Raw genomic sequence first — 14,803 nt, 5'->3', positions numbered from 1 at the left:
CCAGCTTCTTCTGAAAACCGGTGTATCAATTATGTCTTGTTTTGTATAAATTATTCCTTGAATTGGGATGGCGTCATCCCCGTTTGCATTTTAAAGAATTTTGAAAAACTGGCATGATCATAGAACCCAAGATCATATACAATATCTTTGACAGACATTTCTGATACTTTCAAAAGACGTTTCGCTTCCAATAAAATACGGTCCTGAATAAGAGAGGATGCCGAAGCATTGAGATTCTTTTTACAGACGATATTCAGATAATTGGCAGAAATATTCAGTTTGTCGGCATAAAAGGAAACTGATCTTTCGGTTTTGAAATGTTCATCAATCAGATGCAAAAATTTGGAAATAATCGGATTTGAATTGTATACTTCAAAATCCTTAAAAGCACCTTCCACTGTTTGACTCACCAACAAACCGATCAGTTCACTTCTCTTTTGAATCAGTTCCCAAAATACCTTTTCACCATTCAATTCTTTTTGAATCGCTTGAAACTCGTACAAAAATGTTTTAAAAACATCCTTAGAAAGATTAATTACAGGGTGGTTTTGATAATAAGAAGCCGAAAACCTCAATGAAGGTAAAAAGCTTTCAAACCAATCCCTGCTGATCATTAATTGATACCCTACAGTCTCTTTTTCGATCACCCATTGATGTACCTGATCCGGAAAAACAAGATGAATCTGATAATCCTTTACCTGATGTTCTGTAAAATCTATGGTATGTGATCCCACTCCATGTTCAAAAAGATTGATGATAAAAAAATCGTGTTTATGAGGATCATCGATAGAACGTGCTCCGTAGAGTTCATTAAATAACAAATGACAGCCGCTAAGCTGATTCTCACTAAACTCCTGAATTCCTAAAATGGGAAAATGATCTGTATGATAACTCACGCTACCTGAATTTCTTCTAAAATTAATAAAATTTACGGGAGAAAATAGTAAAATAGCCACAAAAGAAACAAATGAATCCTTTGTGGCTAAAACACCAACTAAATTATATATCTAAATTTTTATGTCCTTGATAATGTTGGAAAATCGCAATGGCGCAAAGATTTTATCTTCGATAAAATTGAATACTGCTGATTTTACATTGACAATCATCCTAACCTTTACAATTTTTATGATTTTAAAATCAGGGCTATTTCTTTAAACCCTAATGATTCTGCATGCTGTAAAGGCGTTTTGCCTGCATGATCAGGAATCGTAAGGTCTGCACCGTTATCCTTCAATATTTGTACAATTTCCTGGTATTTTTGAGTTCCGTTTCCTAAAATTACAGCTTCCATTAAGGCTGTCCATCCTAATTTGTTCACATGATTAATCGGGAAATCTTTTGTTTTAACCAATACTTTCACGGTTTCTACATGACCGCGTTCACAGGCAGGAATTAAAGCAGTTCCATGATACCGGTTAAACAGATCGAAGCGGGCTCCATTTTCCAGATATAATTTAACCAATTCTGCCTGACCGCTTGCCCCGGCGTATAAAAATGCACTGTCCAGCTGATCATCCTGGAGATTAACATCTGCTTTATAAGAAACCAATAGCTTAGCCATTTCAGTTTGTTTCTCAATGGTTGCCATCAGCAATAAAGAACGTCCTTTTCTATCCCTTGTATTTACATCTGTTCCGTTTTCCAGAGCAGATTTTACAGCCGGAATATTATTTTTCTTTACCTGAGTGATGATGTCTTTTTCCTGCATGATCTTTTCGTTTGGAAAATCACCGGATTTCTCCTGACACGCACTCAGGCTTCCGAATGCTAAAAGAAATACCAATATTTTCTTCATGTTCAATGATGATTTGTTTAAAAAACTACATTTCCCTGATGTACCAATGATTCTACCTTTGAGATTCTTGATACCGCCTCAGCAGAACAGCTTGCATTCAACAGGACAAAATTTGCTTTATCACCTGTTTTAGGCCATTGCTGAGCTCCTTTATCATCCAATGGAAGAATATTTCCTGTTGCAAGTTTTAAACTTCTTGATAATAAAAATTCTGTTGAATATCCGTACAACAGTGCCATCAAATTGGCTTTCTGAAGGACACTCCCGGTTCCGAAAGTATTCCAATGGTCTACAATACTATCATTTCCTGTGAGTACTTCCACGTTATGTTTGTATAAAGTAGGAATCGGCATAATCATTCTTCCGAAAGGGATGGTAGAAACAATTCCAATCTGTGCTTCTGCCAGTTTTGCAGCAATATCTTCCTGTTTTGCTTCATCCAGTTTTGCCAGTATAAAACAGTGGCTGAGATAAGTTTTCCCTTTCAAAGATGGGTTCTCATTCACTTTTTCAATAAGATATTCTACCGTTTTCAATCCGGAATCTCCCGTTTCATGAAGGTGAATATCAATTCCTTTTTTATTATCTAAAGCTAATTGCACTGTAAAATCCATTACTTTTTCAATATTGCCATCTACATTGAAGGGGTCTACCCCACCTATAAAATCAATATCCATTTTTGCGGCCTCCTTCAGATAAGGTGCTGAGTCTGTATAAAACACTCCATGCTGAGGAAAAGCTACCAGTTCTGCTCCGAAACTATTCTTTTTATGGTCTAAAGCTTTCTGTAGATTTTTTAAGGACTGAAGTTTGGAAGTAGGTTCAATATTGACGTGGCTTCTTGCAAAGGAAGTTCCTTTTGATTGCAGCAACTCAATCAACTTTTCAGCCTTGAATGTAGAGTTTTTAAGCATTTCCGGAAGCATTTTCTGCTCCAGCTCTATCATTCCCTTTATCCCACCTGACCTTTTTCTTACTGCCTGCCATTTGTCTCCATAGAAAGTTTTGTCCAAATGAATGTGCATATCTTTAAATGCAGGGAGCATCAATAATCCTTTGGCATCTATAGCTTTTACATTGGGTTGATTGGGGGTAATCTTCGTAATTTTTCCGTTTTCAACTTCTACATAAAATAAATCTGTCTTAGTAGCAGAAACTTCGCCTTCATCATATTCAAAACCAGTTTCCAGACGAACATTTTTAAGGCTCAATTTTCCTTTTGCTAAACTGTTTTTCTCATCCAAAAACGGAGATGCTGTCATGATATTCGGTATTAAAGTTAATCCTGCCATTGCCAATGCTGAATTTCTGATAAAATCCTTACGGGACATATTATTGTCTGAAGTCTTCATTTCCAATCTATTTATGACAAAATTAAAAAGAAGTGCCCTGAACAAAGTGTATGGTTTATTACAAAATCTGTATCATTTATATTTTTTTACCATTGTAATAAAAATCCTTACAATAATACATTATTAATTATTTTCTCATTAAAATAACTTCTTATATAAATATTATTAAACTATAAACCATAGCTTTCAATACATATCAAGTAATAAAACATGAGCTTTATTTTTTTTCGTATAATTTATATTTGTAAGAAAAAAACATGAAAAAATTGATTAGTTTAATTTTAATCGGTACGGCATCTATTGCATTTTCGCAAGTAGGTATTAACACTGAAAACCCTAAGGCCACCCTGGATGTTACCGCTAAAAAAATGCTTTAGCAATTGAGGGCTTATTACCTCCAAGATTGACCCGAGCAGAACTTACAGAAAAAGGCAATACTTTATATGGAACTGAACAGGATGGTGCCATCATATACATTAATGATGCTTCCGGAGGTGACCAACAAAGCCAAAGAGAATATATTGAAGGTAAAGGACTTTATATCTTCGATGCCGAGGCGGCGAACAAAGAAGGAAGATGGATGTGCTTATATTGTTACGCTGTTCTTTAATCAACTAATAAAAAAGAGATTGGATTATAAATTTACCTTTGAAAAAAATATGAAAAAAATTATCAGTATTATTTCAGTGTGTGCAACTTCTATTGTATTTGCCCAAACAGGGATCAACACAGCTGCTCCTAAAGCAACTCTTGACATTACTGCAAAAAAGGACGTTTTAACCATTGATGGATTATTGCCTCCCAGATTAACCCGTGCGGAACTTACAGAAAAAGGAAACACTTTATATGGAATGGAACAGGATGGCACCATCATCTATATTAATGATATTTCTGGAGGTGACAAGCAAAGTCAAAGAGAATATATAGAAAGTAAAGGTCTCTATATCTTTGATGCCGAGGCGGCCAATAAGGAAGGACGATGGATGTGCTTATTCTGTTATGGTTTTGCTTAATAGATTTAATTATAGATACAAAACAAGAGACTGCCTTTTGAGACAGTCTCTTGTTATTTATAAGTTGGAATATTCAAATTTTCTAACAGCTTCCAGTGTCATATCAATTTCTTTTTCCTTGATAGCATCACTGATAAAGTAGGTTTCATAACCGCTTGGCGGTAGATACACTCCATTCTGAAGCATCTGATGGAAGAAATTGTTGAACAATGAATGATTCGCTTCCTGTGCTTCATCAAAGTTTGAAACTCTGTTGGTATGGAAGAATACAGACATCATAGACCCTTTTCTGTTGATTTTATGAGCGATTCCTTTTTCATTCAAAATCTTTCCGATTTCAAGATCCAGCGTTTGGGTTGTTTTGCTTAACCTGTTAAAGAATTCAGGATCGTTTTTAATCAGCTGAAGTGTTTTTAATCCAGCTCTCATAGCTAACGGATTTCCACTTAATGTTCCAGCCTGATATACTCCTCCTTTTGGAGCCAGGTGATCCATGATTTCATTTCTTCCCGCAAAAGCGCCCACTGGAAGTCCACCTCCGATTACTTTTCCATAAGTAACCAGGTCAGCTTTTACATTAAAAAGTTCCTGTGCTCCACCGAATGCTAATCTGAACCCTGTCATCACCTCATCAAAAATCAATAAAGCTCCGTTTTCATCACAGATCTTTCTTAAGTTTTGTAAGAAGTCATTCTCAGGCAATACACAGCCCATATTTCCGGCAACCGGCTCAATAATAACCGCAGCAATTTCTCCCGGATTGTGACGGAATAAATCCTGAACCTGTTCAAAATCATTATAACGGGCTAGTAGAGTATCTTTAGCAGTACCTTCTGTTACTCCTGGCGAATTTGGATTACCAAAAGTAGCAGCTCCGCTTCCCGCTTTAATCAGAAATGAATCTGAATGTCCGTGATAGCATCCTTCAAACTTGACAATCTTATCTCTTTTCGTATATCCTCTTGCCAGTCTTACAGCGCTCATACATGCTTCTGTTCCTGAAGAAACCATTCTGATCTGATCGATATTCGGAACGTTTTCGATGATGAATTTAGCAATTTCAGTTTCCAATTCTGTAGGAGCCCCGAACGAAAATCCTTTTTCTGCCTGGATCTTCAGCTCTTCCAATACTTCAGGATGGGTGTGCCCTAAAATAGCGGGTCCCCATGAGTTGATGTAATCGATATACGTATTATCATCGGCATCAGTAAGGTAAGCACCTTTTGCAGATTTCATGAAAACAGGAACACCTCCCACGGATTTGAATGCTCTCACCGGAGAGTTTACTCCTCCCGGAATGTATTTGTAGGCTTCATCAAATAAAGCCGAACTTCTTTGATACTTCATATATATTTGTCGTTGGTTGACAGTTACTGGTTGGCGGTTAAGTGTCAACGATAAACTCTCAACAAAAAATTAAATTAGTTTCTTGGTTTCTTATCAATCAGATAAATCAGCTGTCCTGCAGATGGCTGTTGTCCTTCATCCATTCTGTTTTTAGCATATAATTTATGTAATTTGATCCCGAATTTCTGAGCAATAGCATGCATGTCATCTCCTGACATTGCTTTGTAAGTGGCTGTATTTCCTGAGGAATTTTTAGATTCAAGGAAGACGATATCATTTTTCTTCAGTGTTTCATTTTCCAGTTCATTCCACTTCATCAGACGGCTTTCGCTAACCTTGAATTTATTGGCAATAAATCTGACATCGGTATCTTCAGGAATCACAATATATTTCAACCCGTCATTAGGATGACTTTTGATGAGAATAGAGTTCAGAATCTCAGCTTTTGTTTTGATTCTCTCTACTCTTTTCTGCTGTTGTGCGTAAGAGGTTTGCTTATAAGGAACTTCTACGGTCACCGGTTCTTTCGTTTTTTTTGTTGCCTTTCCAGGCTCCAATTGTGCCATGAAAGTTCTGTCGTCTTTCAGATCCGGGTACATTTTAAGAACTGCGTACAACACTTCATTAGAATTCGTATTGTCGTATTCGTATAGTTTATACTTTTCAATTTTAGTGATTAATATGGAAGCATAGCGCGGATTGGTAGCATACCCTGCTTTTTTCAAACCATATGCCCACGCTCTGTAGTCCTTCATATCCAGATTGAAAAGGTTCTGATAATATTTTCTGGTAGATAAAAATATGGAGTGATCTTCGTAAGACTGTCTTGGATCGTCATATACCCGGAAACATTCATTAGGAGCATCGTCCGTATGTTTCATTGTTTTACCGGTCCAATCTTCTTTACATTTGATTCCGAAGTGATTTTTACCTTCCTGTGCCAATCTGCTTTGCCCGCCTCCTGTTTCAAGAAGTCCCTGGGCAAGAGTAATAGAAGCCGGAATTTTATATTTTTCCATCTCCTCTACTGCATATTTAGCAAATTTCTGGATGTATTGATCTTCGGTTGCCCAGCCTTGGGCAGAAAATTTTGATAAAACTAAAAGGCTTATGGATAGAAAAAGTCTTTTCATGTTTTTCAATTTTACTTATATAATTAAATTTCTATTCTGTTTTTCTAAAAGCAAATTAGCTCCTTCAATCCCCTGTAATCCACCAGTATGAAAGCACAAAACTCTGCTATTCTCAGGAAAATAGCCTTCTTCAATCAGTTCAAAAACCTTTTGCATCATCTTTCCTGTATAAATCGGTTCCAGAGGAATATTATATTTCTCTTTGAAATCATTGATAAAACGGATATTCTCATCACTTATTTTACCATAACCTCCAAAACATGAATCTATTAGATCAAAATTATGTTTCAAAGTTAATTCAAATATTTTATTTTCAAGGGAAACATCGTCAACGACCTTGCATCCTATAACTTTCTGATTATCTTCACAAAATTTTGAAATTCCGGCAATGGTTCCTCCTGTTCCAACTGCCGTGCAAAGATAGTCAAAATCTTTTGTTTGCTCATTGAGCATCATTTTCACTCCTTCCACAGCTTCTTCATTGGTTCCTCCTTCCGGTACAACTAAAGCATCTGGAAACTCCTGTTGCAGGAATTCTGTCAGTTTTTCTTTATGACGGTATTCTTCACGAGTGACAAATTTCAGGTTCATTCCGTTTCTTTTGGCGAAAAGTAAAGTAGGATTATCTCGCCATTTGTGTTGCAGCTCTTCTCCTCTAATGATTCCCAATGTTGGAATACCCGCTTTATTTCCTACTGCAGAAACAGCAGCAATATGATTGGAAAAAGCACCTCCAAATGTAATGATATAAGGCTTTTCAGGGTTACTTTCCAGATAACGATTAACATTATAAAACAGCTTCCAGTATTTGTTACCTGAAATCTGAGGATGAATGAGGTCTTCTCTCTTGATGAAGAGGCTCACGCTTTTATGGATTAGGATTTCCTGAATGGGAATAGGTTCTGTAGGGAGTTGTAATAGCATTTTAGTTTTTTGGCCTGCTCATGGGTTTATAGAGTACAAAAATAGGAAAAGATTAGTTATTAATTTTTCCCACAGATGCCGCAGATTTTCACAGATGATTGTGTGTTGTAATGATACTTAATATATTGGGTGATTTGTGAAATTTTTTGTTTTAAATTTTCAGGTTTTGGCTAAAGCTAATGGAATTTGATTATTTTATTTATTTGGCTGGGCTAAAGCCCACCCCTATTGATGCTGATATCCAAATGCATAATAGTTGTTTAACGACAAGATCTTTTATCTTTTATCTTTTATCTTTTATCTTTTATCTTTTATCTTTTATCTTTTATCTTTTATCTTTTATCTTTTATCTTTTATCTTTTATCTTTTATCTTTTATCTTTTATCTTTTATCTTTTATCTTAAAAATATTTTCTAAAATTCCAGAATTTCCTTTTACTTAAATAATCCAGATTGCTTTCATTGGCATAGGCTTCTCTTTCAAATGAAATCCTTCTGTAGGCCAGGTAGTCATCTTTCAGTTTGAAAAACCAGTAATAATATTCAATCACATAGAAAATGTAGAAAAAGATAACAAGCATCTCCAACTGTTGCCGCAAATGGATTTTTTCGTGATTGATAAGTGTATTATTTTCCTTATCTTCGGGTTTCCTAATGAAGATAAAGGGAAAAAGAGCAATGCCGTTAATTTTTAATTTTTTAATGGCTTTTGGCATACAATTATCATACTAACAAATATATAAAGTTTTTTGACTTGCATTTAACTTATGGCCCATTATGACATCAAAGAAGGTGAAGACTTTTATTATAATGAACAAGGATATAAAGTTTTTACAGAAAAGTTCCATCTGAAAAGGGGATATTGCTGTAAAAGCGGCTGCAGACATTGTCCTTACGGGTACGATAAAAAGACTGATACATTCATTAAAAATGATAAAAAAAATAAATAAAATGAAAAAATATATTTTTATTTTGTTGGCATCTGCTACATTAGGTTTAACTTCTTGTAGCCCGTTTCAGGTACGTTCAGATTATGCTGAAACCGCCAATTTCAATTCTTATAAAACATATAAAATAAGAATTGATGATCTAAAATTGAATGATATTGATAAAGACAGAGTTCTGAATGAGCTTTCAAGACAGCTTCAAAGCAAAGGACTTCAATCCGGAGAGAATCCTGATCTTATTATCAACGTAAAAGCAAATCATAAAAAAATTACGGATGTACAAAGTTCTTCTCCTTACGGAATGTGGGGATGGGGCGGACCATTCGGATGGGGTGTTGGAATGAACAGAACCTGGACAAGCAACTATAATGAAGGCGCTCTAATTGTTGACCTTATTGATGCAAAATCAAATAAGCTGGTTTGGCAGGGTATAGGAAGCGGAATTTCTGTAGATTCTCCAAAATCTAAACAAAGACAGATTCCTGAAATTATGGCTGAGATTATGAAAAATTATCCGCCACAAAGAAAATAAGATTGATAGCTATTATTATATAGGCCGGTACTTTTGTACCGGTTTTTTTTTTATAAGTATAGATTTTCAGGGAGTAAAGCAGAAATAGATTTTGACGAAGAGACATAGCTAAACATCTATTTAAAAAAGCCCACCTCGGGCTGATAAATGGGTGAACTAAGTTTATTTTTTTAATGGTTTTCATCAATTAACTTGTTAATTAAACACCTTTTATCATATTATGATGAAAACTAAATGCGGTACATCTAAAATTAATGATAATGTAATTTTTTATTCACAAAAATGTAGTAATCTTGTGTGAAATTATATTAATATGAAAAAAATTATCTTATTCTCTGTATTCTCGGGACTTGCCTATGCTCAGGCACCTTCCGGATACTATAATTCTGCCAACGGATTGAGTGGTGCTGCACTAAAAACAGCTTTAAGCAGCATTATCACCAGTGGGCATCAGGATAAAGGCTACAACGGACTATGGACTGCCTATAAAACAACTGATATTGACAAAGACTACGAGAATGACGGGTCTATCCTAGATATTTATTCAGAAAAACCTGTAGGAACTGATCCATATAAATACACACCAGGATCTAATCAGTGTGGAACCTATTCTACAGAAGGAAACTGCTACAACAGAGAACATATTGTCCCTCAAAGTTTATTTAATCAAGCCTCGCCAATGGTGGCAGATATTCATTTCATCAGAGCTACTGATGGTAAAGTAAACGGAATGAGAAGCAATTATCCGTTTGGAAAGGTGGGTAGTGCTACTTTTACTTCTCAGAATGGATCAAAACTTGGTAATTCCGTTTCTTCAGGATATTCCGGGACCGTTTTCGAGCCGATTGACGAGTTCAAAGGTGATGTTGCCCGTATGATCTTTTATTTTGTGACTCGTTATCAAAGTAAGCTTTCTTCTTTTTCTTCAGGAAATATGCTGGGAAGCTCTACATTCCCTGGACTTCAGACCTGGGAGCTGAATGTTCTTTTAGCATGGCATAATCAGGATCCTGTTTCCCAGGCTGAAATCAAAAGAAATAATGCATCTTACACTTACCAAGGTAACAGAAATCCTTTTATTGATAACCCAAGCTATGTGAATCTGATCTGGGGTTCTCAGCAGCCGACAGGCGACACTCAAGCTCCTACAGCTGCTACAAGTTTAGCGGTTTCTGCAAAAACATCCAACAGTATTTCCCTTACATGGAATGCTGCTACCGATAACGTGGGAGTTTCTGCCTACAATGTTTATATGAACGGAAGTCTGAAGACAACAGTAAATTCAACTTCTGCAACTATTTCAGGATTAAATCCATCAACGACTTACAGTTTCTATGTGGTAGCTCAGGATGCTGCCGGAAATTCATCATCTAACAGCGCTACCGTTTCAGGAACCACAAATGCCGGAACGTCTAATCCATCTACGGATTGTGCGAATGAAAATTTTGAATCTATTCCTGCTGCAAGCTCTACCTACTCTACCAAAACATGGAGCAATGGTGGTATTTCATGGACTGCTACGGATTCACGAACAGACCAAACAATCAATAATAAAGCCATTACGGTAAGAAGCGGATCATTAACATCCGGAAGTTCTGCTAATGGTATTGGGTCTTTAACTGTTACTACACAGTTGAAGTTTTCAGGAAACAATGATGCTTTTGATGTGAAAGTAAACGGAACTACAGTAGGAACGATTCCTTACAGTACTACAGCAACAACAACGACTATCAACAATATTAATGTTTCCGGAAATGTAACGATAAGCCTTGTCAATAAGTCAACCAGCAACAGAGTAGCTATTGATGATCTGAAATGGACATGTTATTCCGGAACTTCTGCCAAGCAAGCCCAAAACATTGCCACAGAGGCCGCGCAAACCTTTAAAATTACCCCTAACCCGGTAATGAATCAGGAAATCAATGTAAAAGGTGATGTTCAGAACATTAAAAGAGCTGAAATTTATACTCTTCAGGGAAAAGTTCTCCAAACGATCGACAGACCTTTCAGAAACGGAAATGTAATCAGAACCGGAGCTCTTAACCAGGGAGTTTATATTTTGAGAACTGGATGGAGCTTCAATGCAGTTTATAGTAAAATAATTCTGGTATATTGAAAATAAAAAATGGCTGGTCTTCTTTTGAGACCAGCCATTTTTTATTTTCCAGCTAAGATTTTAATCCGTAAACTGATTTAATGATCTCATGGATATTATTGCAAAGTACAATAGTGCAGGGATTTTTTTAAAAGGGAATAAATAGATTTGTAATTCAAAATTTCCAGCACCCTTCTCCTTTACTAACCTACTTCCTCCCCTTGTCTTTTTCTTCAATCAACTTAGACCAATCTGTAAACATTTTGGTAATGGTTTTCTCATTCATCAGGCAGAAAAAGAACATTCCTGCAAGAACAGTTAACCAGCAATACATCAATTTAATACCATTTTTATCTGTAATAAAATAGAGCACAAAAATGGTAAGTACTCCGAATAAAAAAGTAAACATCATTGTATACAACAGTACGTTGATGATATACATATTGATCTTAAGTTTTCTAAAAATCCAGCCTATCAAAGCAATAGGCAGCATCAGCAATATCGGAATAAGAAGTGCTGCAAAAATCAGCATTTCCGGATGAACCATCAGATCTTTCTCAAAACCAAAGAAGGTATTAAAACTGAACTCCATGATATTGTTTTTCCTGCTCTGTTACTTCTAGCAGGGTTTTATCATTATATCCAAGCATTTTTGCCAATATCACATTCGGAAATTCATGAATTCCGATGTTGTAAAGATTGACACTGTCATTGAAAAACTCTCTCCTATCGGCAATTTTATTTTCCAATTCAGAAATTCTTTTCTGAAGCTCCAGAAAATTAGTATTGGATCTCAGTTCCGGATAATTTTCAGCTACAGCAAAGAATGATGATAAGGCTTTTGAAGTTTCATTGGCCAATTCTGTTTTCTTGTCTGAATCGGTGGTACTATTATAAACAGTTCTCAACTCCGTCAACTTAGTAAGAATGTCTTTTTCGTAGTTCATGAAATGTTTGGCTACGCTTACCAGATTGGGAATTTCATCAGCTCTCTGTTTCAGGATAACATCAATATTGCTGTACGCTTTATCAACATTGAATTTGAGCAATACCAATTTGTTATATAAATTAATCAGAAAGCTTACTACTGCTACAATCAGCAGTATGAGTAATATAATGGCTACGGTTTGATTCATTATTGTATGAGTATATAAATGATAATTAATAAAATAATAGAGAAGGTGAAAAGAAATGACCTCAGCAAAGGCTGGTATTTGTTCCATACAGTGATCCCTGATGATGAAGTAATGCCAAGAACTTTACGCTGTTCATCTTTTCTAATGAACGGAACTCCATTTTTGGAATCAGCATAGCCTACCAACAGCATCTGCTGACCATGTTTTAAAAGAGTTTCTTTATATCTTTTATTGTAAGTACTGCTTATATTGGTTTCTCCCAATAAAATCAGTTCAATTCCGTCTGGCTGGATTTCAATGATTCCTGTATGATCTGTCATCCTGAAGATGTTACATTGGGTTTCCCTATGAACAGTTGTATAGGTATTCTTTCCATCAGAATCTTTATCAATGTCTTCAATGGTATAATAATATCCGATACATTCTTCATTATTTACCGGTGAACGTAAAGGCGTTTCCATCACCAATGTACCTTCTATCTCAACAATTCCCTTTGCAATTGAGGATATTTTGGATGTAGGAAGTGAAGCCTGTAATCTTAAAAAACGTTTGGCTCCGGATGGTTTCAGAATATTAAAAAAAATCAGTATAAAAATGACCAAAGGGATACAATATAAAACACGGCCTGCATACTCATCATAATGGTTATTAATATCTGAAAGGTATTCGTGCAAAGGCATTTTTTCCTTAAAGATCAGCCATACTATATAATAGAGAAAACAGAACAGCACCATACCTAAAACGGTATAGCCTGCAGGTGATATTTTTTTCTTATTCTCCATATACATTGGGGTTTGAAATCTATTTTTCAGATTAGCTGCATTTCAAAAATACATTTTATTTCAGAATCATTCGGTTTTTTATGGTCTTACATCAGTCTTTAAACACAATTAGTAATATACATCCTGCATTAAGGACAATGATAATAAAGGATCCGTATAAGGAAATGGTAATCCGCTTTTTAAGGGATTCATTTTTAATATAAGTTGTGAGTAAACATGTAAAAAAGGCTGCCAATCCAATAAAAACACTACCAAAAGCAAGCATAATCCAGTTGACTTCAATTCGGTTGGCTTCTTTGCTCGTCTTACGATCGGTAATTTTCAAGGTTTGTCCTATTGCAGGGGGATGGTTATCTGTAAGATCCAGGGTTTTCACCACTTCTTTCCCATCAGAATTGGTATATTTTACTTGTGGAAAATATATCTGTTTATTGTAAGACCCTGAAGTAGGAAAATTTTTAGTAGAAACAGTTTCTTTCTTATAACTAATGATAACAGCTTCATATTGTTGTTCCAATAAAGTTCTATATGCCTTTTCCCAAAAGAAACTATAAGATAAAACCATCATTATAGAATTGAGAGAAATCATCAATATACTTATAAAAAACAGCATAAATCCTTTTTCAGCCCATCCAATAGTTCCCTTTATGATGCGCCTCTTTTGCAGAATTTTATCAAAAATCCTGTAAGCAATGTAAAATGAAAATAAACATACAGCTAAAAGGAGGTATCCTAAAAAGGTCATATTTTATTTTGATTTGATGATGGTAAAAATTTAATTCGTTCTCTTGTAATAGGGTAAATATATGTTAAAATAAAAAAGACCGTCTCATCAGGGACAGTCTTTTATTTTTAAGGAATGAAGACTTAGCTGCTTGGCCAAAGTCCTGCATATTCAGAATTACCATAAGTAATGGTTTCAGCGCTTATCACAAAGCTAATCAGCATATTATTACTGTCTATTGCATCAAAGTCTACCTCGTGCTGGATCACATATCCGTTCTCCCATTTCAAAGTAATTAATGTTCCTTCTTCGTGAGATTTATTGAAATTGATTTCCCCGGTTGTAGGCTTGTATTTGCTGTTGAGTAAACTTTCCAGAACATCAGACTTTTCTGTTGCTTCGATCGTTACTTTAATCAGTGCATTGGACGGGTCTGATGCTACACGTCCTGAAACATCGGTAGCTCTCGAAACGCTGTAATTAAGTTTTAATAACTTCTGACCTTCACCTCCATTGAATTTTAAGATTCCTCTTGAATTTCCTGCCATATTCTTAAATTTAAATCATTAATGATAGCCCTGTTTAAAGGATTTCTCATAACAAAGATAGACTTCATGTTCTAATCTCAAAAGTTTTAGAACAAGAGTTTGAAAAATTGTAGTAATTCTACGACTTTACAATTTTAAGAATTATAAAATTTTCAAAAAAGGACTCTGGTTTTTATTCTTCTCTACAGTATAATCAGAAATGTTTGTAAACATAAGAAACAACCATGATGACAAGATTGATCCCCACCAGCGTCATAAGAACTGAAGAATATTTTCTTTTCCGATCTATAAAACTTATCCCCAGAATAAGAAAAAACAGCAATACAGTATATACAGCAGGATACATTTTAAATGCTTCTGAAAACTTTCCTTCAAAAACCAGAACAATGGCCCGCTGAGCACCACATCCCAGACATTCTACTCCCAAAAATTTCTTACTGGGACAGGTCAGCATAAAGTCTTCTATATTCATTAAT

The 14,803-nt window shown here is 35.4% G+C and carries 17 protein-coding genes and 1 pseudogene; 5 read left to right on the top strand and 13 right to left on the bottom strand.

Annotated features, from left to right (window positions below; genetic code table 11):
- Positions 1–50 precede the first annotated feature (50 nt).
- The 3 genes from H5J24_RS04245 to H5J24_RS04235 form a co-directional block, all read right to left on the bottom strand.
- The gene (locus H5J24_RS04245) at positions 51–896 is read right to left on the bottom strand and encodes a helix-turn-helix domain-containing protein (RefSeq protein WP_068945172.1); all 846 of its coding nucleotides are present in this window, start codon (positions 894–896) and stop codon (positions 51–53) included.
- Between the two features lie 227 nt (positions 897–1,123).
- Positions 1,124–1,795: an ankyrin repeat domain-containing protein gene (locus H5J24_RS04240; RefSeq protein ID WP_068944253.1), complete on the bottom strand. Its 672-nt coding sequence runs from the start codon at positions 1,793–1,795 to the stop codon at positions 1,124–1,126.
- A 17-nt stretch (positions 1,796–1,812) separates the two neighbouring features.
- A complete protein-coding gene (locus tag H5J24_RS04235) occupies positions 1,813–3,147 on the bottom strand; it encodes an amidohydrolase (RefSeq protein ID WP_068944254.1) in 1,335 nt (444 codons plus the stop codon).
- Positions 3,148–3,550: 403 nt separating this feature from the next.
- Here H5J24_RS04235 and H5J24_RS04230 point away from each other — a divergent pair, with 403 nt between their 5' ends.
- Together H5J24_RS04230 and H5J24_RS04225 are read left to right on the top strand one after the other, a co-directional pair.
- The gene (locus tag H5J24_RS04230; protein ID WP_232816058.1) at positions 3,551–3,757 is read left to right on the top strand and encodes a hypothetical protein; all 207 of its coding nucleotides are present in this window, start codon (positions 3,551–3,553) and stop codon (positions 3,755–3,757) included.
- 49 nt (positions 3,758–3,806) lie between these two features.
- A complete protein-coding gene (locus H5J24_RS04225) occupies positions 3,807–4,160 on the top strand; it encodes a hypothetical protein (protein ID WP_141395720.1) in 354 nt (117 codons plus the stop codon).
- A gap of 57 nt (positions 4,161–4,217) precedes the next feature.
- Here the strand turns inward: H5J24_RS04225 and hemL are convergent, their stop codons facing one another.
- From hemL to H5J24_RS26125, 4 genes and pseudogenes are all read right to left on the bottom strand, one after another.
- Positions 4,218–5,507, bottom strand: a complete 1,290-nt coding sequence (gene hemL, locus H5J24_RS04220) for a glutamate-1-semialdehyde 2,1-aminomutase (protein WP_068944257.1) — start codon at positions 5,505–5,507, stop codon at positions 4,218–4,220.
- 74 nt (positions 5,508–5,581) lie between these two features.
- Positions 5,582–6,640: a glucosaminidase domain-containing protein gene (locus H5J24_RS04215; protein ID WP_068944258.1), complete on the bottom strand. Its 1,059-nt coding sequence runs from the start codon at positions 6,638–6,640 to the stop codon at positions 5,582–5,584.
- A 15-nt stretch (positions 6,641–6,655) separates the two neighbouring features.
- The gene (locus tag H5J24_RS04210) at positions 6,656–7,564 is read right to left on the bottom strand and encodes a 1-aminocyclopropane-1-carboxylate deaminase/D-cysteine desulfhydrase (RefSeq protein WP_068944259.1); all 909 of its coding nucleotides are present in this window, start codon (positions 7,562–7,564) and stop codon (positions 6,656–6,658) included.
- A gap of 400 nt (positions 7,565–7,964) precedes the next feature.
- A pseudogene (locus H5J24_RS26125) lies at positions 7,965–8,290 on the bottom strand (hypothetical protein).
- A gap of 40 nt (positions 8,291–8,330) precedes the next feature.
- Here H5J24_RS26125 and H5J24_RS04200 point away from each other — a divergent pair.
- From H5J24_RS04200 to H5J24_RS04190, 3 genes are all read left to right on the top strand, one after another.
- Entirely contained in the window at positions 8,331–8,513 is a 183-nt protein-coding gene (locus H5J24_RS04200) for a C1orf53 family protein (protein WP_007842321.1), read from the top strand.
- A gap of 1 nt (position 8,514) precedes the next feature.
- A complete protein-coding gene (locus tag H5J24_RS04195) occupies positions 8,515–9,042 on the top strand; it encodes a DUF4136 domain-containing protein (protein WP_068945173.1) in 528 nt (175 codons plus the stop codon).
- Between the two features lie 313 nt (positions 9,043–9,355).
- On the top strand, positions 9,356–11,158 hold the full coding sequence (locus tag H5J24_RS04190; RefSeq protein WP_232816056.1) for an endonuclease: 1,803 nt from the start codon (positions 9,356–9,358) through the stop codon (positions 11,156–11,158).
- Between the two features lie 187 nt (positions 11,159–11,345).
- Here the strand turns inward: H5J24_RS04190 and H5J24_RS04185 are convergent, their stop codons facing one another.
- The 6 genes from H5J24_RS04185 to H5J24_RS04160 form a co-directional block, all read right to left on the bottom strand.
- Positions 11,346–11,729 carry a hypothetical protein gene (locus H5J24_RS04185; RefSeq protein WP_068944263.1) on the bottom strand — a complete coding sequence of 128 codons (384 nt, stop codon included), beginning with the start codon at positions 11,727–11,729 and terminating at the stop codon, positions 11,346–11,348.
- Complete coding sequence (locus H5J24_RS04180) at positions 11,713–12,273, bottom strand: LemA family protein (RefSeq protein WP_068944264.1); 561 nt, start codon at positions 12,271–12,273, stop codon at positions 11,713–11,715. The genes H5J24_RS04185 and H5J24_RS04180 overlap by 17 nt, the downstream gene beginning before the upstream one ends.
- Positions 12,273–13,055, bottom strand: a complete 783-nt coding sequence (locus H5J24_RS04175; protein WP_141395721.1) for a hypothetical protein — start codon at positions 13,053–13,055, stop codon at positions 12,273–12,275. The genes H5J24_RS04180 and H5J24_RS04175 overlap by 1 nt, the downstream gene beginning before the upstream one ends.
- Positions 13,056–13,146: 91 nt before the next feature.
- Positions 13,147–13,800 carry a hypothetical protein gene (locus H5J24_RS04170; protein ID WP_068944266.1) on the bottom strand — a complete coding sequence of 218 codons (654 nt, stop codon included), beginning with the start codon at positions 13,798–13,800 and terminating at the stop codon, positions 13,147–13,149.
- A 122-nt stretch (positions 13,801–13,922) separates the two neighbouring features.
- The gene (gene tssD / locus H5J24_RS04165) at positions 13,923–14,327 is read right to left on the bottom strand and encodes a type VI secretion system tube protein TssD (RefSeq protein WP_068944267.1); all 405 of its coding nucleotides are present in this window, start codon (positions 14,325–14,327) and stop codon (positions 13,923–13,925) included.
- A gap of 193 nt (positions 14,328–14,520) precedes the next feature.
- Complete coding sequence (locus tag H5J24_RS04160; RefSeq protein ID WP_068944268.1) at positions 14,521–14,799, bottom strand: DUF2752 domain-containing protein; 279 nt, start codon at positions 14,797–14,799, stop codon at positions 14,521–14,523.
- Positions 14,800–14,803 lie beyond the last annotated feature (4 nt).

The sequence above is a fragment of the Chryseobacterium capnotolerans genome (assembly GCF_021278965.1).
GTDB classification, from domain to species: Bacteria; Bacteroidota; Bacteroidia; order Flavobacteriales; family Weeksellaceae; genus Chryseobacterium; species Chryseobacterium capnotolerans.
This window is presented reverse-complemented; position numbering and strand designations above follow the sequence as displayed.